The 21,822-nt window shown below is 70.9% G+C and carries 16 protein-coding genes; 10 read left to right on the top strand and 6 right to left on the bottom strand.

Going from position 1 to position 21,822, the window contains the following annotated elements; translation table 11 throughout:
- Nucleotides 1-51: 51 nt before the first annotated feature.
- On the top strand, nt 52-696 hold the full coding sequence (locus KHU32_RS16200; protein WP_213671196.1) for an OmpW/AlkL family protein: 645 nt from the start codon (nt 52-54) through the stop codon (nt 694-696).
- Between the two features lie 6 nt (nt 697-702).
- Here the strand turns inward: KHU32_RS16200 and KHU32_RS16195 are convergent, their stop codons facing one another.
- Nucleotides 703-2,391, bottom strand: a complete 1,689-nt coding sequence (locus KHU32_RS16195; protein WP_213671195.1) for an NADPH-dependent assimilatory sulfite reductase hemoprotein subunit — start codon at nt 2,389-2,391, stop codon at nt 703-705.
- 84 nt (nt 2,392-2,475) lie between these two features.
- Here KHU32_RS16195 and cobA point away from each other — a divergent pair, with 84 nt between their 5' ends.
- From cobA to KHU32_RS16180, 3 genes are read left to right on the top strand one after another with little or no spacing between them, the layout of a single operon-like run.
- Nucleotides 2,476-3,285 carry a uroporphyrinogen-III C-methyltransferase gene (gene cobA, locus KHU32_RS16190; protein WP_213671194.1) on the top strand — a complete coding sequence of 270 codons (810 nt, stop codon included), beginning with the start codon at nt 2,476-2,478 and terminating at the stop codon, nt 3,283-3,285.
- Nucleotides 3,272-3,445 (top strand): hypothetical protein, encoded by a 174-nt coding sequence (locus KHU32_RS16185; RefSeq protein ID WP_213671193.1) that lies wholly within the window; start codon nt 3,272-3,274, stop codon nt 3,443-3,445. Before cobA ends, KHU32_RS16185 begins: the two co-directional genes overlap by 14 nt.
- A 32-nt stretch (nt 3,446-3,477) precedes the next feature.
- Complete coding sequence (locus KHU32_RS16180) at nt 3,478-4,110, top strand: peroxiredoxin (protein WP_213671570.1); 633 nt, start codon at nt 3,478-3,480, stop codon at nt 4,108-4,110.
- 71 nt (nt 4,111-4,181) lie between these two features.
- On the opposite strand, the gene KHU32_RS16175 is transcribed toward KHU32_RS16180, so the two are convergent.
- Nucleotides 4,182-5,285 carry a 2-aminoethylphosphonate--pyruvate transaminase gene (locus KHU32_RS16175; RefSeq protein ID WP_213671192.1) on the bottom strand — a complete coding sequence of 368 codons (1,104 nt, stop codon included), beginning with the start codon at nt 5,283-5,285 and terminating at the stop codon, nt 4,182-4,184.
- Nucleotides 5,286-5,384: 99 nt separating this feature from the next.
- Between KHU32_RS16175 and KHU32_RS16170 the strand changes: the two genes are divergently transcribed.
- Nucleotides 5,385-6,797, top strand: a complete 1,413-nt coding sequence (locus tag KHU32_RS16170) for an MFS transporter (RefSeq protein ID WP_213671191.1) — start codon at nt 5,385-5,387, stop codon at nt 6,795-6,797.
- A gap of 86 nt (nt 6,798-6,883) precedes the next feature.
- Here the strand turns inward: KHU32_RS16170 and KHU32_RS16165 are convergent, their stop codons facing one another.
- Both KHU32_RS16165 and KHU32_RS16160 read right to left on the bottom strand, forming a co-directional pair.
- Nucleotides 6,884-9,970 (bottom strand): efflux RND transporter permease subunit, encoded by a 3,087-nt coding sequence (locus KHU32_RS16165; protein WP_213671190.1) that lies wholly within the window; start codon nt 9,968-9,970, stop codon nt 6,884-6,886.
- Nucleotides 9,967-11,064, bottom strand: a complete 1,098-nt coding sequence (locus tag KHU32_RS16160; protein WP_249681253.1) for an efflux RND transporter periplasmic adaptor subunit — start codon at nt 11,062-11,064, stop codon at nt 9,967-9,969. Before KHU32_RS16160 ends, KHU32_RS16165 begins: the two co-directional genes overlap by 4 nt.
- A 198-nt stretch (nt 11,065-11,262) precedes the next feature.
- Here KHU32_RS16160 and KHU32_RS16155 point away from each other — a divergent pair, with 198 nt between their 5' ends.
- The 5 genes from KHU32_RS16155 (at nt 11,263) to aidB (ending at nt 20,098) form a co-directional block, all read left to right on the top strand.
- A complete protein-coding gene (locus KHU32_RS16155; protein WP_213671188.1) occupies nt 11,263-16,329 on the top strand; it encodes an alpha-2-macroglobulin in 5,067 nt (1,688 codons plus the stop codon).
- 272 nt (nt 16,330-16,601) lie between these two features.
- A complete protein-coding gene (locus tag KHU32_RS16150; RefSeq protein ID WP_249681252.1) occupies nt 16,602-17,192 on the top strand; it encodes a MarR family winged helix-turn-helix transcriptional regulator in 591 nt (196 codons plus the stop codon).
- A gap of 14 nt (nt 17,193-17,206) precedes the next feature.
- On the top strand, nt 17,207-17,911 hold the full coding sequence (locus KHU32_RS16145) for a response regulator (RefSeq protein ID WP_213671186.1): 705 nt from the start codon (nt 17,207-17,209) through the stop codon (nt 17,909-17,911).
- On the top strand, nt 17,908-19,257 hold the full coding sequence (locus KHU32_RS16140; RefSeq protein ID WP_347265563.1) for an ATP-binding protein: 1,350 nt from the start codon (nt 17,908-17,910) through the stop codon (nt 19,255-19,257). Before KHU32_RS16145 ends, KHU32_RS16140 begins: the two co-directional genes overlap by 4 nt.
- A gap of 10 nt (nt 19,258-19,267) precedes the next feature.
- A complete protein-coding gene (gene aidB / locus KHU32_RS16135; RefSeq protein ID WP_213671185.1) occupies nt 19,268-20,098 on the top strand; it encodes an AidB family quorum-quenching N-acyl homoserine lactonase in 831 nt (276 codons plus the stop codon).
- Here aidB and KHU32_RS16130 read toward each other — a convergent pair whose 3' ends face one another.
- Nucleotides 20,099-20,506, bottom strand: coding sequence for a carboxymuconolactone decarboxylase family protein (locus KHU32_RS16130; RefSeq protein WP_213671184.1), 408 nt, complete (start codon nt 20,504-20,506; stop codon nt 20,099-20,101).
- A gap of 14 nt (nt 20,507-20,520) precedes the next feature.
- Nucleotides 20,521-21,759, bottom strand: a complete 1,239-nt coding sequence (locus KHU32_RS16125) for an MFS transporter (protein ID WP_347265562.1) — start codon at nt 21,757-21,759, stop codon at nt 20,521-20,523.
- Between the last annotated feature and the right edge of the window lie 63 nt (nt 21,760-21,822).

Genomic DNA, 21,822 nt, shown 5'->3' with positions numbered 1-21,822 from the left:
CCTAGACCTGATGCCGCAGCGACGTGCTGCGGCATCTGAAGGTTCAGGACCATGCGGATCGTGGGATATGCGGCGGCGGCGATGCTGCTGCTCGGTGCGGCGGGAGCCTCGGCGCAGGAGGCGCCGCGCGGCAAGCAGGCGGGCGATATCGTGGTCGGCCTGGGGGCCATCGGCGTCCTGCCGACGAATGGCGGCCATGTGAACCGCATCGGCGGCACGCCGACCGCCAGCAACAGCGCCAGCCCGCAGCTCGACGTAACCTATTTCTTCACGCCGAGCCTTTCGCTGAACCTGATCGCGGCCAGCACGCAGCACGACGTGAGCGTGCGGGGCTCGGCGCTGGGGAATGTCCGGCTCGGCGACGTCTGGGCCCTGCCGCCGACGCTCACCCTGCAGTACCACCCACTGCCGCGCGCGCGCTTCAGCCCCTATCTCGGCCTCGGCGTGAACGTGACCTGGTTCTATGGCGAGGGCGGCCGGCTCACGCCGCCGGTGAACCGGGTGCGCATCGATCCGACCGCCGGCATCGCGCCCAATATCGGCGTGGACTACGAGATCACGCCCAACTGGCTGGTCAATCTCGACGCCAAGTGGATCCTCATGCAGCCCGATGTCAGCGTGAACAGCGGCTTCATCCGCGCCCGCGCCGACATCAATCCCTTCGTCGTCGGCGCCTCGGTGCGGTACCGCTTCTGAGGCGGCCTATTCGGCGGCGATCGCCGGGACCAGCGCGGCACGGCAGGCATCGGCACCGAGCCGCGCGCAGAAATCACCGAAGCCTTCCGTCGGGTCGCGCCCGGCGGCCCAGGCGTCCAGCAGCGGCGCCAGGGTCGCGCCCACGCGGTTCAGCGGCACCTTGTCGGCGATCGGGAAGTTGAGCCGCGTGCCGGCGAAATCGCCGCCGACGAAGACCACGTACATGCCCGGCGACTTGCCCACGACGCCGATATCCCCCTGGTAGGGCCGCGCGCAGCCATTGGGGCAACCCGTGAGGCGGAGGCTGATGCGCTCCCCCAGCAGGCCGACACGGGACAGCTCCGTCTCCACCTGCTCGAGGATCGGCTGGCGCACACGCTCGCCCTCGGCCAGCGACTGGCCGCAGGTCGGCAGCGCGACGCAGGCCAGCATGTCGCGGGCGACGGGGGTGAAGGCCTCGGGCAGCGGCACGTTGTGGAAGCGCAGCAGCGCCTCCAGCGCTGCGCGATCCTCGGGCCGGATATCGGTGAGCAGCACGTCCTGATGGGAGGTCGCGATGGGGTTCACGCCCAGCACCGCGGCCGCTTCGCGCAGCGCCGTGCGCAGGCGGATCTCCCCATGATCGGCCACGCGGCCGGCCGGGACATGCAGGCCGTACCACCAGCGGCCGTCGCCCTGCTCGTGCCAGCCGAGATGGTCGGGGATCTCGAAGCGCGGCAGCGGCGGCGCCGGTTGGAGCGGCCGGCCGAGATCGGCGGAGAGGCGCTCCCGCGCCCATTCCACGCCGCGTTCGGCCAGGACGTATTTCAGGCGGGCATGCTTGCGGTCGGAGCGGTCGCCATGGTCGCGCGAGAGGCGGACGACGGCCTCGGCCACCTCCAGCACCTCGTCAGGGCCAATGAGCGCGACGGCATCGGCGATGCGCGGATAGGTGGCAGGCTTGTTGTGGGTCATGCCCATGCCGCCGCCGATGGTCACGATCCAGCCCGTGATCGCCCCCGTCTCATCCGTCTGCATGACGAAGCCGAGGTCGTTGGCCAGCACGTCCGGCGTGTTGTCGGAGGGGTGCGCCAGGCCGATCTTGAACTTCCGCGGCAGGTAGGTCGGGCCATAAAGGGGCTCGGCCTCGGCGGGGCCGACCGGCTCCTCGTCCAGGAAGATCTCGTGATGCGCACGGGTCCGCGGCAGCAGGGCCGAGGAGAGGCGGAAGGCCTCGGCCTCCAGCCGCGCATGGATCGCGTCGCGGCGGGGCGCGGGGGTCGTGACCACGTTGCGCACCACGTCACCGCAGGCGGCCAGCGTCGTCAGCAGGGCCGCATCCACGGCGGCGATGCTGGGCTTGAGATTATCCCGTAAAATTCCGTGGAACTGGACGCCCTGACGGGAAGTGATCCGCAAGGTTCCATCGGCAAACCGGTCGGCAAGGGCGTCCAACGCCCCCCATTGGGCCGCCGTCAGGCGGCCGCCCGGCGCCCGGACGCGGACCATGAAGGACCATTCCTTGTCCTGGCCGGCCTGCTTGCGCTCGGTGGCGGTATCACGGTCGAACTGCTCGTAGGTTCCGTGGAATTTCAGCAGCGTATAAGCAGCCTCGGACAGGCCGCCGCGCGCGGCTTCCGACGAAATTTCCGCGGCGATCGGCCCGCGCAGGCCGGCGCTCTCGGACTTGATGATCTCGGCGCCGCTGGGCTTCATCGCCAATCCTCACGATCCCTCTAGACATCGTGAAATCACGAATATAGCGTCTCATCAAGTGTCATTTTCGGAAATCGCCGGATTATGAACGTTCAATTTACCTCCACCCTGGCGGGGCGTAATTTTCCGCCTGGCGAGGTCTGGCTGATCGGCGCCGGCCCCGGCGATCCGGAACTGCTGACCGTCAAGGCGGTGCGGGCGCTGGAGCAGGCCGATCTCGTCCTGCACGACGCTCTGCCCGGGCGGGCGGTGCTGCAGCACATCCGCAGCGGCGCGGAGGTCGTCGCGGTCGGCAAGCGGAAGGGCGCGGCCCCGGTTCCGCAGGCCAGGATCAACGCCCGGCTGGTGGCGGGGGCCCTGGCCGGCAAGCGCGTGGTGCGGCTGAAGGGCGGCGACCCCTTCATCTTCGGCCGCGGCGGCGAGGAAGCGCTGGCCTGCGAGGCCGCCGGCATCCCCTGGCGCGTGGTCCCCGGGATCTCTGCGGGCCTCGCCGCGCCGGCGGCCGCTGCCATCCCCCTCACCCATCGCGGCACGGCCTCGGCCGTGACCTTCGTCACCGCCCATGACGAGACAGGCGCCCTGCCGGCGCTGGATTGGGAAGCCCTGGCACGGACGGGCGGCACCATTACCGCCTTCATGGCGCTCTCGCGGCTCGACGAGGTGGCGCTGCGGCTTCTGGCCGGCGGCCTGCCGCCCACGACGCCGGTCGCCATCGTGGCCTGCGCCACCCTGCCCGGCGAAACGGGACTGCGGACCACGCTCGGCACCTGCACCCTCGATGCCCGCCGCGCCGCCCTGCCTACGCCTGCGCTCGTCGTGATCGGCAATGTGGTGGGCGTGCTGGCCGAACGCCGGGCCCCGGGCCTCGGGGAGGTCCAGCATGCGGGCGCTTGAGGAAACCGCCCGCGAGCCCGTCGCCTGGGTGAACGAGGAATGGCCGCTGGCCAATGAGGCGCCCGAGCTCCCCGAGGAAATCTGGCTCCCGGCCCGCGACGTCTCGCTGATGACCCTGGCCGCCTTCGCTTTCCTGGCCGTCCTGTACATTTTCCACTGAAACGAGGACCCTCCGTGACCCTTCAGACCGGCATTCCCCTCACGCTCGGCCAGATCGCGCCCGACTTCGAGGCCGAGACGACCTCCGGCCCCATCCGCTTCAGCGACTGGGCCAAGGATTCCTGGGTGGTGATCTTCTCGCATCCGAGGGACTTCACCCCGGTCTGCACCACGGAGCTGGGCGAGGCCGCCCGCCTCAAGCCCGAATTCGACCAGCGCGGCGTGAAGGTCATCGGCCTGAGCGTGGATCCGGTGGACCGCCATGACGCCTGGGCCGAGGACATCAAGGACACGCAGGGCTACGCCCTCAACTTCCCGATGATCGCCGATCCGTCGCGGCACGTGTCACAGCTCTACGGCATGATCCACCCGGAGGCCGATCCCTCGATCACCGTGCGGACGGTCTATGTGCTCGACCCGTCGCGGAAGGTGCGCCTCACCCTGACCTATCCGCCCAGCACGGGGCGCAACTTCGTGGAGGTGCTGCGCGTCATCGACAGCCTGCAGCTGACCGACAAGCACAAGGTCGCGACGCCGGTGAACTGGGAGAAGGGCGGCCGCGCGATCATCGTGCCCTCGCTCTCCGACGAGGACGCCGCGAAGCGCTTCCCGCAGGGCTGGAAGGCCGACCGCCCCTATCTGCGCTGGGTCGAGATCGCCGAGTAAGGCGCGCCTACCCGCCGGACCGTGACCCGCCCGAGGCGGTCACGGTCACGGTGGTCATGGTCCAGGCGCGCTCAGGCCGCCTGCTGGAGGCCGAGCTCGCCGAGGACGGCCTGCACGGCCGCCACCGTCTTCGCCATCTCGGCAAGGCCGACATCGCCGATGGCGCCGATCCGGAAGCTCGGCTCGTTGCTGGTGTAGTAGCTGCTGATCAGCACGCCGTGGCGCTTCAGGCCCTCGACGAAATCGGCGAGCACCAGGCCCGGCGGCTGCCGGAAGGTGACCACGATCGGTCCCTGCTCCGCCTCCGAGACATAGGGCGTGAGCCCCAGCCCCTTCAGGCCGCGATAAAGCGCATCGGCATTGGCGCGGTAGCGCGCAAGGCGAGGCGCCTGCCCGCCCTCCGCATCGAAGCGGTCGAGCGCGACGTCGAGCGCGCGCAGCGCCTGCACCGGCCCGGTGAAGCGCAGCGTGCCCATGCCGCTGCCCTTCGTATTCGCCCAGACATCGGCGAGATCGAGGCTCCAGGAGCCGGCATTGCCGACGGCCGCCTCGCAGCTGTCGATCCGCGACACGGCGAAGGCGAAGCCGGGAAGCCCCTCGAGGCACTTGTTCGAGGTGAAGATGACCGTGTCGATCTCGGGCTGCTTCGACAGGTCGATCGGCAGCGCGCCGAAGGCCGAAACCGCATCCACGATCAGCCGGCGCCCCGCGGCACGGACCACGGGGCCGATCACCGCCGGGTCGTTCACGATGCCGCTGCCGGTCTCGCTATAGACCATCGCCACATGGCTGCATTCCGGATGGGCGGCCAGCGCCGCCTCGATCTCGGCCGGCGTCACGCCGCGCGAATCGGGAACCGGCAGCTCCACGACCTGCCAGCCCGCCAGGCGGCCCAGCTTCACGGCACGGCCGGCATATTGCCCGTTCACCGGGATCAGCACGGCGCGGCCAGCCGGCACGAAGGTGCGGATCGCGGCCTCCATGATCATGTGCCCGGCCACCTGCAGCGGCAGGGTGACGTGCACCCCCTCGACGCCGCCGGCGATCGCGCGAAGGCGCTCCCGCAGCCGGGTGTAGAAGGGGCGGAACGCGGCATCCCAGGGGGCGATGTCCTCCGCCATGGCGGCGCGCACCGTGGGGTGGGTTTGAACGGGGCCGGGCGTCAGCATCAGCATGGGTCGAAACATCCTGTCCGAATATGAGGACATGCCGCGAATCGCGAAGCCGGGGAACCCCCGGTTCGACTCGCCCGCGTATTGGTCTAGCTTCGCCGAATGGCAGATGCCCGCGTCACCGCGATGATCGTCGCCTCCGCGCTGTTCATGCAGAACCTGGACAGCGCGGCGGTCGTCACCGCCCTCCCCTCCATGGCCCGCGACCTGGGCGAGGAACCCACACGACTCGGCGTCGCCATCACCTCCTATCTGGTCGCGCTGACGGTCTTCATCCCGGTTTCCGGCTATATCGCCGACCGCTTCGGGGCGAAGCGTGTCTTCCTGATCGCGATCGCTCTCTTTGGCGTGGCCTCCATGGCCTGCGGCCTTTCGAACAGCCTGATCGAGCTGGTGGTGGCGCGGGTGGTCCAGGGCATGGCCGGCGCGATGATGGTGCCGGTGGGCCGGCTTCTGCTGTTGAGCGGCATCCGCAAGGACGAGATGCTGACCGCCATGACCTGGCTGACCATGCCGGCCATGATCGGGCCGATCAGCGGCCCGCCGCTGGGCGGCATGCTGACCGACCTCTTCGGCTGGCGCAGCGTCTTCTGGATCAACATCCCGGTCGCGGTGCTGGGCCTCATCATGGTCGCCTGGAAGATCGAGCCGCTTCCCCGCACCGATCCCGGCCCGCCCGACGTGAAGGGCCTTATGCTGGTCGGCGGCGCACTCGCGACGCTCATGGCGGGGCTTGAGACCATCGGCCGCGGCATCTTCCCGCCCGGTTGGCCGGAAGGGCTGATGCTGCTGGGCGCCGTCCTGGCCCTGCTGGCCATCCGCCACTGCCGCGTCGCGCCCAAGCCGGCGCTCGACCTGAGCCTGCTGTCGATCCCGAGCTTCCGCTACTCCACCATGGCGGGCAGCCTGTTCCGCATCGGCGCCGGCGGCATTCCCTTCCTGGTGCCGATGCTGCTCCAGGTCGGCTTCGGCTGGAGCGCCTCGGAGGCCGGCTTCGTCGCCTTCGCGACGGCGCTGGGCGCCTTCGCCATGAAGCCGCTGACGCGCCCCATCCTGCGCCATTTCGGCTTCCGGACCGTCATCATCGGCAATGGCCTGCTGGCGGTGCTCGGCGTGGCCTCCGGCGCGCTCTTCACCTCGGCCTGGCCGATCGCGGGGATGTTCGCCGTCCTGGCGCTCGGCGGCCTGTTCCGCTCCCTGCAATTCACCGCGCTGAATACCCTGGCCTTCGCCGACACCTCCCGCAGCCAGCTGAGTGCCGCCACGAGCTTCTACGGGACGGCCCAGCAGCTCGCGCCCGCCCTCGGCGTGGTGCTGGCGACGGCGTCGCTGGAGCTGACGCGCGGCTTCTCGGGCGACGCCGTGCTGCGGCCCAGCGACTTCACCGCGGCCTTCCTCATCGCCGCGATGGTGGTCATGGCCTCCATCCCCTTCGCCTTCGGGCTGCAGAAGGATGTCGGCTCCGAGGTCAGCGGCAAGAAGCTCCCGGTCGCGACCAAGCCTTCCGAGACCTGATACGCCGCCTGATCCGTGGCCTAACGAAAACGCCCCCGGCCGGGCGGCCGAGGGCGTGAGTTCTTCACGGCCGTGAAAGCTGCCGGCTACTCGGCCGGCGCGTGGACGACGGCGCCGCGCCCCCGGCTGAACTTCTGCGCCAACCCGTCGAAGCCGAGATAGAGAACCGGCGTCACGAACAGCGTCAGCATCTGCGAGACGGCCAGACCGCCGACGACGGCGAGGCCGAGCGGCTGCCGCAGCTCCGCTGCCGCGCCCCAGCCGGCCGCGATCGGCACCGCGCCGGCCGCCGCTGCAAGGGTCGTCATCATGATCGGGCGGAAGCGCAGCACGCAGGCTTCGCGAACCGCATCGAGCACCGGTTCGCCGCCACGTTGTCGGGTCAGGGCCACGTCCACGATCATGATCGCGTTCTTCTTCACCAATCCGATGAGAAGAAGCGTGCCGATGACGGCGATCACCGATAGGTCGAGGTCGAAGAGCCACAGCGTCGCGAAGGCGCCGAGTGCGGCTGCAGGCAGGCCCGAGAGAATAGTCAGCGGGTGGATCAGCGACTCATAGAGCACGCCCAGCACCACATACATGATCAGCACCGCAGCGATCACCAGGAAGCCCTGGCCGGCCAGGGCCTGCTGGAACACCTGCGCCGAGCCGGTGAAGCCGGTCACGATCGTCGGCGGCAGGCCGATCTCCCGCTCGACGGCGCGGATCGCGTTCACGGCATCGCCGAGCGCCACGCCGGGCGGCGTGTTGAAGCCGATGGTGACCGCCGGCAGCTGGCCCTGATGTGCGACGGTCAGCGGGCCCGAGCGCCGCTCGATGCTGGCCACTGCGGAAAGCGGAATGAGCCGGCCGGTATTCGAACGGATATAGAGCTTGGTGAGGCCGGTTTCGTCACGCTGATCCTCGGGCAAGGCCTCCACGATCACCGGATAGGCATTGGCCTGGCCGTAGATCGTCGAGATCTGCCGCGCCCCGAAGGCCGAGAAGAGCGCCTGGCGAACCTGGTCGATGGAGACGCCGAGCGCCGTGGCGCGATCGCGATCCACGTTCACGAGCACCACCGGGCTGTCGAGCTGGAGGTCGGTGTTGACGTCCTGCAGCTGCGGCACCCGCGACAGCGCGGCCTCGAGCCGGGGCGCCCAGTCATAAAGCTCGTCCAGCCTCAGGCCCTGCATCGTGTAGAGGTAGAGCGTGCGCGACTGGCGCGCGCCGAAATTGATGTTCTGGATGGGCTGCACGAAGATGCGCATGCCCGGAACGCCGCCGGCGGCACGCCGCAGGTCCTGCATCACCGTCTGGATATCGGGCCGCTCGGAGCGGGGCTTCAGCTGGACGAAGAGCCGGCCCTGGTTGATCGAGGCCGAGCCGCCCACCGCACCCAGATTGGACACGACGGCGTCCACATGGGGCGAACGACCGAAGATCTCCGCGACCTCGCCCTGCATCTCGCCCATGCCGTTGATCGAGGTGCCGCGCGGGCCTTCGGTGTTCACCAGCAGCAGGCCGGTATCCTCGATCGGGAAGAAGCCCTTGGGGATATTCACGGCGAACCAGCTGGCCGCGCCGACCGACATGAAGAAGACGATCCAGACGACGAAGCGCGCGCGCAGGGCGTAGCCGAGGAGCCTCGCATAGATGCCCTCGACGAAGACGAACCCCTTCTCCAGCGTGCGGTCCAGCCAGCCCGGCTTGCCATGGGCCGGCATCCGGCTGGCCATCAGCGGCGTCAGCGTGAGCGACACCACGCAGGAGGTGATCACCGCCAGCGAGACGGTGGCGGCGAAGGCGTTGAAGACGCGCCCCACCACGCCGCCCATCAGCAGGATGGGAAGGAAGACGGCGATGAGCGAGAGCGTGATGGAGAGAACGGTGAAGCCGACTTCCTTCGAACCGCGGATCGCGGCCGCGAAGGGATGCATCCCCTCCTCGATGTGCCGGACGATGACCTCGAGCACGACGATCGCGTCGTCGACCACGAGGCCCACGGCGATGGTGAGGCCGAGCAGCGTGACATTATCGATGCCGTAGCCCAGCAGGTACATCAGCCCGAAGGTCATGCAGAGGCTGATCGGCACCGCGACCGAGGGGATGATCGTGGCGCTCACCCGGCGCAGGAAGAGGAAGCACACCAGCACGACGAGGCCGATGGCGATGAACATGCTTTCCTGCACGTCATGCACCGCGGCGCGGATCGAGATCGAGCGGTCCAGGAACACGCCGATCTCGGCGCCCGGCGGCAGGGCCGCGCGCAGGGCCGGCAGGCTCGCCCGCACGCCGTCCACGACGTCGACTGTATTGGCGTCCGGCTGGCGCAGGACGGCGAGGACCAGCGCGCGCTCGCCATTGCGCCAGCTCGCGACGCGCTCGTTCTGCACGCCGTCCGCCACGCGGGCGATCTCGCTCAGGCGCACCGGCGCCGAGGCCCGGCCCGCGACCACGAGGTCTCCGAAGGCGGCCGCATCCTGCGGCTGGTCGTTGGCGCGCAGGGTCAGCTGCTGCCGCGAGCCGGTCAGGAGGCCGACCGGCGCATTGGAATTGGCGGCGATGATCGACTGGCTCACCGTGTCGAAGGCCAGCCCCATGGCGGCGATCCGGTCGGGATCCAGGCGCACGCGAACCGAGTAGAGCTGCTCGCCATAGGTCTGCACCTGCGCCACGCCCTGCACGCGGCTGAGCGCGGGGGCGATGATGGTGCTGGCGATGTCGTTGAGGCGGTAGAGCGGGGTGTCGCCGCCCGAAAGGGTCAGGAGCAGCACCGGCGCATCCGCCGGATTGACCTTCCGGTAGCTCGGCGGAATCGTCATCTCGATGGGTAGGCGGCGCTGCGCACGGGTCATCGCCGCCTGCACGTCCTGGGCGGCGCTGTCGATGTTGCGATCCAGCTGGAACTGCAGCGTGAGCTGCAGCGTGTCCTGGCCGGAGACGCTGCTCATGCTCTCCAGGCCGGCGATGGTGCTGAACTCGCGCTCCAGCGGCAGCGCCACGGAGGTTGCCATCGTCTCGGGGCTGGCGCCGGCGAAGGTCGCGAAGACGGAGATGACCGGGAAGTCGACCCGCGGCACCGCGGCCACGGGCAGCCGCGTATAGGCCACGATTCCCGAGAGCACGGCGGCCGCCATCAGGAGGCAGGTCATGACCGGCCGGCGGATGCAGAGCTCCGAGATGTTCATCGGACGGTTTCCAGGGCCGAGACCCGTGGGTTGCCTGCCGTGGCGGGCCTCTCCTCGGCGCGAACGCCGTCACGCACGCGCTGGGCGCCTTCGACGATGACGCGCGCGCCATTGGCGAGCTCGCCCTGGACGACCGCCCGGTCGCCCACGATGCGTGAGACCTGGACCGTCCGGCGCCTGACGACGCCGCCGTCCAGCACGAAGACGTGGCGTCCCTGCTGCCCCGTCTGGACCGCGGCGGCCGCGATCAGGATCGCATTGTCCTCGGTGGCCGGGGAGAGGTTCACCTGCACGTACTGCCCCGGCCAGAGCCGGCCCGCATCGTTGTTGAAGCGCGCCTTGAGCATGATCGTGCCGGTGGTCGTGTCGACCTGGCTGTCCACGAAGATGAGCTGGCCTTCCACGGATTGCTCCGTATCCCCATCCGCCTGGGCCTGGACGGCGATGGGCTGCCCGGTTCCGGTGGCGCGGCGGATGAGCGGCAGCCAGCGTTCCGGCACGTTGAACTGCACCAGGATGGGGTTGGTCTGTGTGATGGTGGCCAGCGCCACGGGGCTGCTATCGGCCTGCCGGACGAAATTGCCCACACGAAGCGGAAGCACGCCCAGCACGCCGTCCACCTCCGCGGTGATCTGCGCGAATTCGAGGCTGAGGCGCGTCTGCGCGATCAGCGCCTGGGTCGCCTGGACGTTGGCGGCCGCCGCGGCGGCATCGGCCTGCGCCTGCTCGAAGCGCTGCTGGGAGGCGTAGCTCTCGCCGCGCAGGCTCTGGTAGCGGGCGGCGTCGAGCTGGGTGCGCGTCGCCGCGGCGCGGGCGCTCGCCAGCTGCGCTTCCTGCTGCGCGAGCAGGGCCTGGTTAAGCCGTGAATCCAGGGTGAAGAGCGGCTGCCCCCGCCGGACGGCCTGGCCCTCGCTGACATGAACCTGGGTGATCTGTCCGTCGACCCGCGTGCGGATCGTGACGACGCTTTCCGACTGCACCGTCCCGTTGGCCATGATCTCGATCGGCACGGGCCCCACCACCACAGGGTCGGTCGTCACGGCAATCGTCTGCGCGGCGGCGGGGAACGCCGCAAGAAGCGCGAGAACGGTCATGCGAAGAATCATGAAAACGTGGGCTCCCGTGCATGCAGGCATCGGCTAGGCTAGTGGAGCGAGCCATTCCCAGGGACCACACCGGCCTTCATTCACCACCAATGGGTGTAAAAGCCAAAGGGCGGGAAGGCAACGATAACCACGGCCGGCAGCGCAGAATCCGCGCAGGCGGTCGACGAGCGCGGAAGGAATGTTTCGATGCGTCGCTGGTTGATCATTGCGTTACTATTACTGGCCCCCGCCGCGCACGCCTTCGACCTTCCCGGCCTGTCACGGGATTCGAACCAATATCGTGAACAACTTGAAAGGCGCTTCCCCGCCGGCGGCACCGCCCAGCAGCGGCAGGCGGCCGAAACCCGCGCCACCGCGGCCGAGCGTCAGAACAACTGGCCCGCCGCCGCACAGGCCTGGGAGGACCGCGCCGCGCTCGGCGAGATGACGGCCGCGCAATGGCTTTCCCTCGGCCGCGCCCAGCTTCGCCGCAACCCTCCCGAGGCCGGTCGCGCCCTTTCCGCCGCCTGGCAGAATTTCCTCATGGTCCCGGCCGGCCCGCCCGAGATCCCCTCGCTGCTGATGGTGGCCGAGGCGCTGCAGCGCCTGGAGCGGCCGGCCCAGCAGATCGCGGCGCTGGAACAGGTGGTTCAGCGCGCGCCCGAGGAGGCGCGCTATACCGACGCGCTCGCCCAGGCGCGCCGCGCTGCCGGCCTGCTGGTCGCGCGTCTCAACACCGAGTCGGAGGCCGAGCCCGCCCGCGCCTGCCTCGCCTTCACCGTGCCGCCGGCGCGCCGCACGGACTGGCAGCCGCAGGACTGGATGCGCGCCGAGCCGCCCGTCCCTGGCCTCTCCTTCCAGCGCGACGGCGACCAGCTCTGCGTCGTCGGCCTTCCCTTCGGCCGCAGCACGCGCGTCGTGCTGCGCGCGGGCCTGCCCGGCGAGGACGGGCTCCGGCTGATGCGCGACACGCCGGTCAACATCGCCATGCCGAACCGCCGGCCGCGCCTGGCCTTCGACAGCCGCGCCTTCCTTCTCGCCCGCGGGCAGGACGCCCGCGTGCCGCTGGCGCTCATGAACATCTCCGGCGTGCAGATGCGCGTCGTGCGGCTGGCCGAGCGCAACCTCGTGCCCTTCACGCGAGACAACCGGCTTGGCGACCAGATCAATTCCTGGACGGTCACCGACATTCCCGACACCTGGGGCCGCGTGGTCTGGGAAGGAACGCTCGACCTGCCGCGCGGGGAGGCGAACCAACTCCAGCGCGTCACGGTCCCCGTGCCGCCGGCCGTGCGCGAGGCCGGGCCGGGACTCTATATGATGATTGCGCGGCCGAATGACGGCACCAACGACGCCGGCTCCCTGGCGACCGCGCAGCCGCTCATCCTGACCGACCTTGGCCTCACCGCCTGGCGCGGCGAGGGCGGCCTGGCCGTGCAGGCCCGCCGCCTCGGAGATTCCCGCCCCGCCGGCGGCACCCGCATCGCGCTCATGTCCCGCAACAACGAGATCCTCGCCGAGACGGAGACGGGCACGGACGGCATCGCGCGCTTCGCCGCCGCCCTGCTGCGCGGCGAAGGCCCGATGGCGCCGGTCTCCCTCCATGCCAGCCTGGGCGACGACCTCGTGGCGCTCGACCTCGAGGCCGCTTCCTTCGATCTGTCCGACCGCGGCGTGACGGGGCGCGAGCATCCGGGTCCGCTCGATGCCTTCCTCTGGCTCGATCGCGGCATCTACCGCCCGGGAGAGACCGTCCAGGTGATGGCGCTGCTGCGGAACGTCGCCGGCGTCCCCTCGGAGGTGCCGCTGCGCCTGCGTCTGCGCCGCCCGAACGGGCAGGTCGCGGCCGAGACCGTGGTGCGCGACGGCGGCAACTGGCCCGTCGCGCTTCCCGCCGCGGCGCCGGCCGGCGTCTGGAAGGTCGAGGCGCTGACCGATCCCAACGCTCCGCCGGTCGGCGAGGCGCGCCTCCGGGTGGAGGCCTTCGTACCGGAGCGTCTCGCCGTCGAGGCCGGGCCCGTGCCGGGACCGCTGGTGCCCGGCCGGATGCTGGAGATCCCCGTCACGGCCCGCTTTCTCTACGGCGCGCCGGGCGCCGGCCTTGAGGGCAGCGCCGAGCTGCGCCTCGTCACCGAGCGCAACCCCTTCCCCGAGCTGCGAGGCTACCTCTTCGGCCTGGAGGACGAGAGCTTCGCGCCCGACCTCATCACGGCCGATGTCCCGGAAACCGACGATCAGGGCCGCGCCACGCTGGAGCTGACCCTGGCCGGCGCGCCGGACACCACCCGCCCGCTGCGCGGCGAGCTGGACATCTCGGTGCAGGAGCCGGGCGGCCGCGCCACGCGGACGAGCCTTCCCCTGGCTGTCGCCGGCAATCCCCGCCTCGTGGGCATTCGCGGCCCGCAGGCAGTCGACGCCAATGCCGAGGCCGCCTTCGAGGTGATCGTCGCCAATCCGGAGGGGCGTACCCTCCCGGCGGAGCTCAGCCTGCGCCTCGTCCGCGAGAAGCCGGACTGGCGCGTCGTGCTGCGCGGCGGCGCCACCCGCTACGAGACCGTCTGGACCGACGAGCCGGTCGACACCGCGACGGTCCGCACCGCGGCCGAGGCGCCGGCCCGCTTCGCCCGCAGCCTGCCCTTCGGCCGCTACCGGCTCGAAGCGCGGGAGGCGAACGGCCTGGCCATCGCCTCGGTGCGCTTCCGCTCCGGCTGGGTGTCGAGCGAGTCGGCCGAGGTTCCCGACAAGGTGGATGTCGCGGCCGACCGCCAGAGCTACGCGCCGGGCGACACGGTGACGGTGCGGGTGACCGCGCCCTTCGCGGGCCGCGCCAGCCTCGCCGTCCTGACCGACCGGCTGATGACGGTGCGCGAGGTCGACGTGCCGGAGGGCGGCACCGATGTTCCGCTGACCGCCGACCCGGCCTGGGGTCCCGGCGCCTATGTCGCCGTCACCGTCTTCAGGGCCGGCGCTCCCGCCACCTCGCCGGGCCGCGCGCTCGGCCTGGCCTGGGTGCAGATCGACCCCGCCGCGCGCCGCCTGGACGTCGCGATCGGCGGGCCCGAGCGGGCGCGGCCCAGCACTCGCGTGGAGGTGCCCGTCACCGTCACGGGAGGCAGTGCCTCGGTCCATCTGACGCTGGCCGCCGTGGATGAGGGCATCCTGCGCCTCACCCGCTTCGCCTCGCCCGATCCGCTGGCGCATTACACCGGCCGCCGCACCCTCGGCGTCGATATCCGCGACGATTACGGCCGCCTCATCCGCCCCGACGATGCCACCCCGGCCGTGCTGCGCCAGGGCGGCGACGAGACGGGCGACCTTGGCCTGCTGCCCATTCCGCAGCGCAACGTCGTGCTGTTCAGCGGCGTGGTGGAAACCGATGCCAATGGCCGCGCCACCATCCCGCTCGACCTCCCGGACTTCGCGGGCGAGCTGCGGCTGATGGCCGTGGCCTGGCAGGGGCCGCGCATCGGTTCGGCAAGCCGGGCCATGACAGTCCGCGACCCGGTCCTGGCCGAGGCGCTGCTGCCGCGCTTCCTCGCCCCGGGCGACGAAGCAACCCTGCCCGTCCTCCTGCACAATCTCGAGCTCCCGCAAGGCGAGGTGAGCGCGACGCTGACTGCGGAGGGCGCCATCGCCCTCGGCGGCCCGGCCCGCCTTGCCGCGCGCCTGGCCACGGGCGCCCGCGCCCAGCCCAGCACGACCCTGCGCGCGACCGGTGCCGGCGAGGGAACCCTTCGCCTCGCCGTCGGCGGCCCCGGGGGCTTCGCCGCCACCCGTGAGTCCCGCATCGAGGTGCGCTCCTCGCGCGCTCTCACCTCGGTCACGACGCTGAGCGAGCTGGCCCCGGGCCAGGAGCTGCGGCTGGCACCCAACGCCACCCGCTTCCTGCCCGGCGCCTGGCGCGCGACGGCGCGCCTCGGCACGCCGGTCCGCTTCGATGCCGAGGGCATGCTGCGCGGGCTGGAGATCTATCCTTATACCTGCCTGGAGCAGCTTTCCTCGCGCGCGCTGGGCATCGGCGCGGCGATCAGCGAGGGCAGCACGCCCCAGCAGGCCGCGCTGCTGCAGCGCGCGGTGGACGGCATCCTGTCCCGCCAGCGCTATGACGGCAGCTTCGGCCTCTGGTCGGCGCAGGGCGAGCCGGAATTCTGGACCTCGGCCTATGCGGCGGAAGCGCTGATCCGCGCCCGCACCGCCGGCGCCACGGTGGCGACGGCCGCGCTCGATGCCGCGCTGGACGACCTGGCCACCCGGCTGGAGGACACCACGGCCAACGAGCCGACGGAGTTCGCCGCCCAGGCCGCGCGGCTGAACGCGCTCTCGCTCGCCGGCCGGCACCGGCTGGGCGCCGCCCGGCGCCTGATGGAGAGCCTCGATCGCCTGCCGACGCCGCTGGCGCGCGCCCAGCTCGCCGCGGCCTTCGCCCGGGCCGGTGACAACGATCGGGCTCAACGCGCCTTCGCCGCCGCGCTGGCGGCGCCGGCCCGGCGCGACTGGCTCTACGACTATGGCAGCGCCGCCCGCGATGCGATGGCGGTGCTCGTGCTGCTGAAGGAAGCGCAGGCCCCGGCGGCGATGATCCAGCAGGCGACCGAACGGCTGCCCGGTCCGGAGCTGACGCCGGCGGCCGCCTCCACCCAGGAGGCCGCCTGGGCCGTGCTCGCCGCGGCCTCGCTGGGCCGCGACGGGCGGCCGGTACGCGCCGCCTTCGATGGCAATGCGGCGCCACGGGTCTTCAACGCGACGGCGGGCGGCGTGCTGCGCAACCTGGGCGACGCGCCGCTGCCGGTCACGCTGACCGTCACGGGTATCCCGACGGAAGCGCTGCCTGCGGGGCGGAACGCCATGACCATCCGCCGGCGCTTCCTCGACCTCCAGGGCATGGAGCTGAACCTGGACCAGCTGCGCTCCGGCACCTCCTTCCTGATGGTGATCGAGGCGCGGGCGGAATCGGGCCAGGAGCATCTGGCGATGATCAGCCAGGGCCTGCCCGCCGGCTGGGAAATCCAGGCGCGGCTCGGGCCGGGCGCGGTGCCCGGCCTTCCGGGCCTCGGCGAGCTGGCGGAGCCCGATGCGACGCCCGCGCTCGACGACCGGGTGGCCGCGGCCGTCACCTTCAACGCAGAGCGCCGGGACTTCCGCCTGGCGGTCCGGCTGCGCGCGGTGACGGCGGGCCGCTTCGAACTGCCGGGCGCCGAGGTGGCGGACATGTACCGCCCGGCCTTCTTCGCCCGCCAGGCCGTCGGCAGGATCACCATCCTTCCGCAGCAATAGGCCTTCCGCAGCAATAGGTCCGGGAAGGCGCGCGGAGGGTTGGCATGGCGCCGCCCTCGCGCGCGAAAGGGGTCAAGGCATAGTATGGCGGGGCACCAGGGCACGTCGACGCCGATTCGGGCACAGGAACCGCGCAGCGCATCGGCGCTCCCCCTTTCCGTCACCCAAATCCGCCGGCCGGGCCCTGGATCAGAGGAATGACCGAACTAAATATGTCAACGAATCTGACTAAAACTGGGAGCGGCGTAGATATGTCCGAAAGGACGGAACCGATGAAGCCGGAGGCCCCTCGCGGCATGGGCGCGGCGCGCAATCTTCTCTTCCTCCGCGAGGAGGAGCTTCGCCTCGCCCAGGATCTTCTCTACTTCGGCTATCGCGACTTCACCGCCGGCCCCGACCGCATCCTCGCCACCATGGAGATGGGCCGCGCGCATCACCGCGTGCTGCATTTCGTCGGCCGCGCGCCGGGCATCAAGGTCGGCGAGCTGCTGGCCATCCTGGACATCACCAAGCAGTCGCTCGGCCGCGTGCTGCAGCCCCTCATCGAGCAGGGCTACGTGAAGCAGGCGCCCGGCCTCAAGGACAAGCGCCAGCGCCTCCTCACCCTCACCGAGCAGGGCAGCGCGCTGGAGCAGCGCCTCTTCGCCGCACAGCGCGAATGGGTGCTGCGGGCCTATCGCGAGGCCGGCCCGCAGGCCGTGGAAGGCTTCCGCCAGGTGATGCGCGGCCTGATGGGCCCCGATGCCCGCGCGCAGTTCGAAGCCCTGGAGAAATCGGCCGCCCCCGGCCGGACCACGCCCACCTTCTCGCCCAGTTCGGCGCCTGGCCCGGCGCCCCGCCCGGCCGGCGCCGGCCGGGCCTGAACGGAGACCCTGCCATGGCCGAACCGACCGCGGATATCCTGGTCGTCGACGACGACGCCCGCCTGCGCGCGCTGCTGCAGCGCTTCCTCGCGGAGCAGGGCCATCGCGTGGCCGTCGCCGGCGACGCCGCGGAAGCCCGGGCGGCCATCGGCGCCATGGCCTTCGACCTGCTGGTGCTGGACGTGATGATGCCGGGCGAAACCGGCCTCGAGCTCGCCGAGGGCCTGCGGCGCGACGGCCACGACACGCCCATCCTGATGCTGACCGCCCGCGGCGCCCCGGACGACCGAGTGGCCGGCTTCGAGCACGGCGCCGACGACTACCTCGCCAAGCCCTTCGACCCGCGCGAGCTCGCTCTGCGCATCCGCACCATCCTGCGGCGCGCCGCACCCGCGCCCTCCGCCGCGCCCATGCCCTCGGGCCCGATCCAGCTCGGCCAGCGCTGGTTCGACGCCGAGCGCTGCGAGCTGCGCGGCCCCGACGGCACCCAGCGCCTGACCGGCGGCGAGGCCGCGCTGCTCAGCGCCCTCGCCCGGCGCGCGGGCGAAGTGCTGTCGCGCGAGGACATCGCGGTCGCGCTCGGCACGCCCGATGCCGGGGAGCGCAGCGTGGACGTGCAGGTGACGCGCCTGCGCCGCAAGATCGAGCTCGACCCGCGCGAGCCGCGCTTCCTGCACACCATCCGGCACAAGGGCTACGTGCTGAGACCCGGGCCGTGAAACGCCCCGACAAGTCGCTCCTCCGCCGCATCAGCTCCCTGCTGCCGCGCGGATTGCTGGCGCGCACCCTGCTGATCATGCTGCTGCCGCTCGTGGTCGTGCAGGCCGTGGCGCTGCAGCTCTTCTACGGCGGGCACCTCGACGTCATCTCCCGCCGACTCACCGCAGGCCTCGCCGGCGACGTCGCCTTCGTCGCGACGCTCATGGACACGATGCCCGAGGCCCGGCGCCCCGAGATCCTGCGCGAGGCCAATTGGCGCCTCGGCCTTTCCCTGGGCTTCGAGCCGGGCGCGCTGCTGGGCGTGCCTCCCTCCCGCCCGGCCTGGAACCCGCTCCTTCCCCTCGAGCAGGACCTCACCAACGCGCTGCGCGAGCGGATGAACTTCACCTTCGATGCCGACTGGCAGAGCGACCCGCAATCCCTCGTCATCCGGGTGCAGACCGCCACCGGCATCCTCAGCGTCGAAGCACCACGCAAGCGGCTCTTCACCACCACGCTCTATGTCTTCGTGTTCTGGCTGGTCGGCTCGGCCCTGCTGCTGGCCGGTATCGCGGTGCTGTTCATGAAGAACCAGGTGCGCGCCATCCGCCGCCTGGGCGAGGCCGCGGAGGCCTTCGGTCTGGGCCGCGAGGCAGGCCCCATGAAGCCCGAGGGCGCGCGCGAGGTGCGGCAGGCAGCGCTGGCCTTCAACGCCATGCAGGAGCGCATCCTGCGCTTCGTGAACCAGCGGACCGAGATGCTGGCCGGCATCAGCCACGACCTGCGCACACCGCTCACGCGCATGCGGCTCGCCCTCGCGATGTTCCCGCGATCCCCCGAGACCGACGAGGACGTGGCCGCCCTCAACCAGGATCTCGATGAGATGGAGCGGATGGTGGAGAGCTACCTCGCCTTCGCCCGCGGCGAGCGCACCGAGGCGCCCCAGCCCGCCGACCTCGTGGACCTGGTGGAGGACATCGTGGCCAAGGCGCGCCGCAGCGGCGCCGCCGTGGAGGTCGCGACGCCCGACAAGCTGGTGCTGCCGCTGCGGCCCGACGCGCTCAAGCGCGCCCTGGGCAACCTGCTGGACAATGCTCGGCGGCATGCCCGCCGGATCGCCATCGGCGTGACGCCGCTGGAGGAGGCCGGGCGCAGCTGGGCGGAACTCACGGTCGACGACGACGGGCCCGGCATCCCGGCCGCGGAGCGCGCGGAGGCCTTCCGGCCCTTCAGCAGCGGATCCGCCACCGGAACCGGCCTCGGCCTCGCCATTGCGCGCGACATCGTGCGCGCGCATGGGGGCGACATCATGCTGGAGCAGAGCCCGATGGGCGGGCTGCGGGCACGGCTGCGGCTACCAGTCTAGGCAGGCAAGAATGACGACAGATCCCTTTCATCTCGGCGCCATCCGGATCGACACCCTGGTCGACGGGATCTTCGAGATCGGCCGCGAGGTCCTGATCCATGAGGATGGCGAGGAGGCCAGGGCCCTCGCCATGGACGCCTGGGGCGATCGGCCGCTCAGCTTCGACGTGAATGTCCATCTGCTGCGGGGCCCGGACGGCATCAGCCTGATCGACGCCGGCACGGGGCCGCATTGGGGCCCGCATCTCGGCCATGCCCGGAAGGCGATGAGCGAGGCCGGGGTCGAACCCGGGGATGTCGACCGGATCCTGCTGACCCATGTCCATGGCGACCATGCCCTGGGCCTGCTCGGCGAGGCCGACGCGCCGTATTTCCCGCGCGCGAAGATCCTGCTGCCGGCCGCCGAGCTCGCCTTCTTCACCAATGACGCCGAGCGCCTGGCCCTGCCCGAGAAGCGGCGCAGCGGCTTCGAGATCACCGCGCGGCTGATTGCGACCTATGGCGACCGCCTGCGCCCGGTTCCCTTCGGGGCGATCACGCCGGAGATCGAGCTGATCGCGCTGCCGGGCCACACGCCTGGCCAGGGCGGATACCTGCTGTCGCAGGGCGACACGAAGCTCCTGCTCTGGGCTGACGCGCTGCATCTGGCGCAGCTGCAGTCCAGCGATCCGGGAGCCGGCCTCTTCTTCGACCTCGATCCCGCCACGGCCGTCCGGACCAGGAGGACCCTCCTCGCCCGCGCCGCCGCGGAAGGCTGGATCGTCGGCGGCAGCCACCTCACGGGCTATGCCCGCGTCATCCGGGACGGAGGGGCTTTCCGGCTGGAGCCGCTGGCCGGCTGATCACTCGACGATGAAGGCCGGGTCGACGGGCACCTGAAGCGCGGTGACGAGGGCATTGGTCTGCGAGGCCATGGCGATGACCGAGAGGAGATCGCCATGCTGCGCCTCCGTCATCCCCTTGGCCCGCGCCGCCGCCGTATGGGAATGGATGCAGTAGCTGCAGCCATTCGCGGTCGAGACCGCGATGTAGATGAGCTCGCGGGTAAGCGGATCGAGCGCGCCCGGCGCGATCATGACGTCCTTGAGGGAGGACCAGGTGCGCTCCAGCACGGCCGGCTGGTTGGCCAGCGCGCGCCAGAAGTTGTTGACGAAGTCCGACTTCCGCACGGCGCGGATGTCGTCGAAGACGGCCTTCACCCGAGGATCGGCCTCGACCTGCGCATCGGTCCAGAGAGCGGCGGTGGTCATGGGCCCTTCCTCCTTCAGCGGCTGGGCAGCTTCGGCAGGAATACCGTCAGCAGGCCGAGCAGCGGCAGATAAGCACAGACGGCATAGACCGTGGCGATGCTCGTCCGGTCCGCCAGCTCGCCGAGCCCCGCGGCGCCGAGGCCGCCCAGCCCGAACGAGAAGCCGAAGAACAGGCCAGCCACGAGGCCGACGCGCCCCGGCAGCAGCTCCTGCGCATAGACCAGGATCGCCGGGAAGGCCGAGGACATGATCAGGCCGATCAGCACGGCCAGCACCACGGTCCAGAACAGATCGGCGTAGGGCAGCGCCATGGTAAAGGGCAGCGCGCCCAGGATGGAGAACCAGATGATGGGCAGGCGCCCCACCCGGTCGCCCACGATGCCGCCGATGACGAGGCCGGCCGCCAGCGCGCCCAGGAAGACGAAGAGGATCACCTGCGCCGCCTGCACCGAGACCGCGAAACGGTCGATCAGGTAGAAGGTCAGGTAGGAGCTGAGGCTCGCCGTATAGACGTTCTTCGAGAAGAGCAGCGCCACCAGCACGACGATCGCGAAGGCCACACGATTCCGGGAGAGCCCGTGAGGGGTGCCCGCCGCCTTGCGAACGGCCGTCTTCGCGACGCGGTTCCGGGCGTACCAGGTGCCCACCTGGACCAGGATCAGCATGGCCAGCAGCGCCGCGGCGGAGAACCAGACCAGGCTCTGCTGCCCGTGCGGCACCACCACGAAGGCCGCGAGCAGCGGCCCGATCGCCGAGCCCGTATTGCCGCCGACCTGGAACAGGGACTGTGCGAGGCCGTACCGCCCGCCCGAGGCCAAGCGCGCCACGCGCGACGCCTCCGGATGGAAGACCGAGGAGCCGACGCCGATCAACGCGGCCGCCAGCAGGATCATCGGATAGGAATGGGCATGTGCCATCAGCAGCAGCCCGACCAGCGTCGAGCTCATGCCGATGGGCAGCGAATAGGGCATGGGCCGGCGGTCGGTGTAGATGCCGACCAGCGGCTGGAGAAGCGAGGCCGTGCACTGGAAGGCCAGCGTGATCAGGCCGATCTGCGCGAAGTCCAGCCCATAGGCGTCCTTCAGGATCGGGTAGAGCGCCGGCACCAGCGACTGCATCATGTCGTTCAGCAGGTGACAGAAGCTGAGCGACAGGATGACGGCGAAGGTGGTGTTGTCGACGGCCGGGGCCAGGGGCGCGGACGCGGCCGAGGGCGCTGGGGCTGCTTTCATGGCGGTCTGTTGGCTGCTCACGGGGACGTTCCGCATGGTTTACGAAGCATCCTAAGCAGGGCGTCCCGGGAAGTCAGCCCGGCC

The sequence above is a fragment of the Roseococcus pinisoli genome, from assembly GCF_018413645.1.
In the GTDB taxonomy this organism is placed as follows: domain Bacteria; phylum Pseudomonadota; class Alphaproteobacteria; order Acetobacterales; family Acetobacteraceae; genus Roseococcus; species Roseococcus pinisoli.
The sequence above is the reverse complement of the archived record's forward strand: the minus strand, read 5'-3'. Positions and strand labels throughout refer to the sequence as shown.

Coding starts and splice junctions, on each gene's coding strand:
- KHU32_RS16170 (WP_213671191.1), top strand. CDS start 5,385: ATGGCAGATGCCCGCGTCACCGCGATGATCGTCGCCTCCGCGCTGTTC.
- KHU32_RS16150 (WP_249681252.1), top strand. CDS start 16,602: ATGAAGCCGGAGGCCCCTCGCGGCATGGGCGCGGCGCGCAATCTTCTC.
- KHU32_RS16175 (WP_213671192.1), bottom strand. CDS start 5,285: ATGCTGATGCTGACGCCCGGCCCCGTTCAAACCCACCCCACGGTGCGC.
- KHU32_RS16155 (WP_213671188.1), top strand. CDS start 11,263: ATGCGTCGCTGGTTGATCATTGCGTTACTATTACTGGCCCCCGCCGCG.
- KHU32_RS16145 (WP_213671186.1), top strand. CDS start 17,207: ATGGCCGAACCGACCGCGGATATCCTGGTCGTCGACGACGACGCCCGC.
- KHU32_RS16185 (WP_213671193.1), top strand. CDS start 3,272: ATGCGGGCGCTTGAGGAAACCGCCCGCGAGCCCGTCGCCTGGGTGAAC.
- cobA (WP_213671194.1), top strand. CDS start 2,476: ATGAACGTTCAATTTACCTCCACCCTGGCGGGGCGTAATTTTCCGCCT.
- KHU32_RS16160 (WP_249681253.1), bottom strand. CDS start 11,064: ATGACCGTTCTCGCGCTTCTTGCGGCGTTCCCCGCCGCCGCGCAGACG.
- KHU32_RS16200 (WP_213671196.1), top strand. CDS start 52: ATGCGGATCGTGGGATATGCGGCGGCGGCGATGCTGCTGCTCGGTGCG.
- aidB (WP_213671185.1), top strand. CDS start 19,268: ATGACGACAGATCCCTTTCATCTCGGCGCCATCCGGATCGACACCCTG.
- KHU32_RS16195 (WP_213671195.1), bottom strand. CDS start 2,391: ATGAAGCCCAGCGGCGCCGAGATCATCAAGTCCGAGAGCGCCGGCCTG.
- KHU32_RS16165 (WP_213671190.1), bottom strand. CDS start 9,970: ATGAACATCTCGGAGCTCTGCATCCGCCGGCCGGTCATGACCTGCCTC.
- KHU32_RS16130 (WP_213671184.1), bottom strand. CDS start 20,506: ATGACCACCGCCGCTCTCTGGACCGATGCGCAGGTCGAGGCCGATCCT.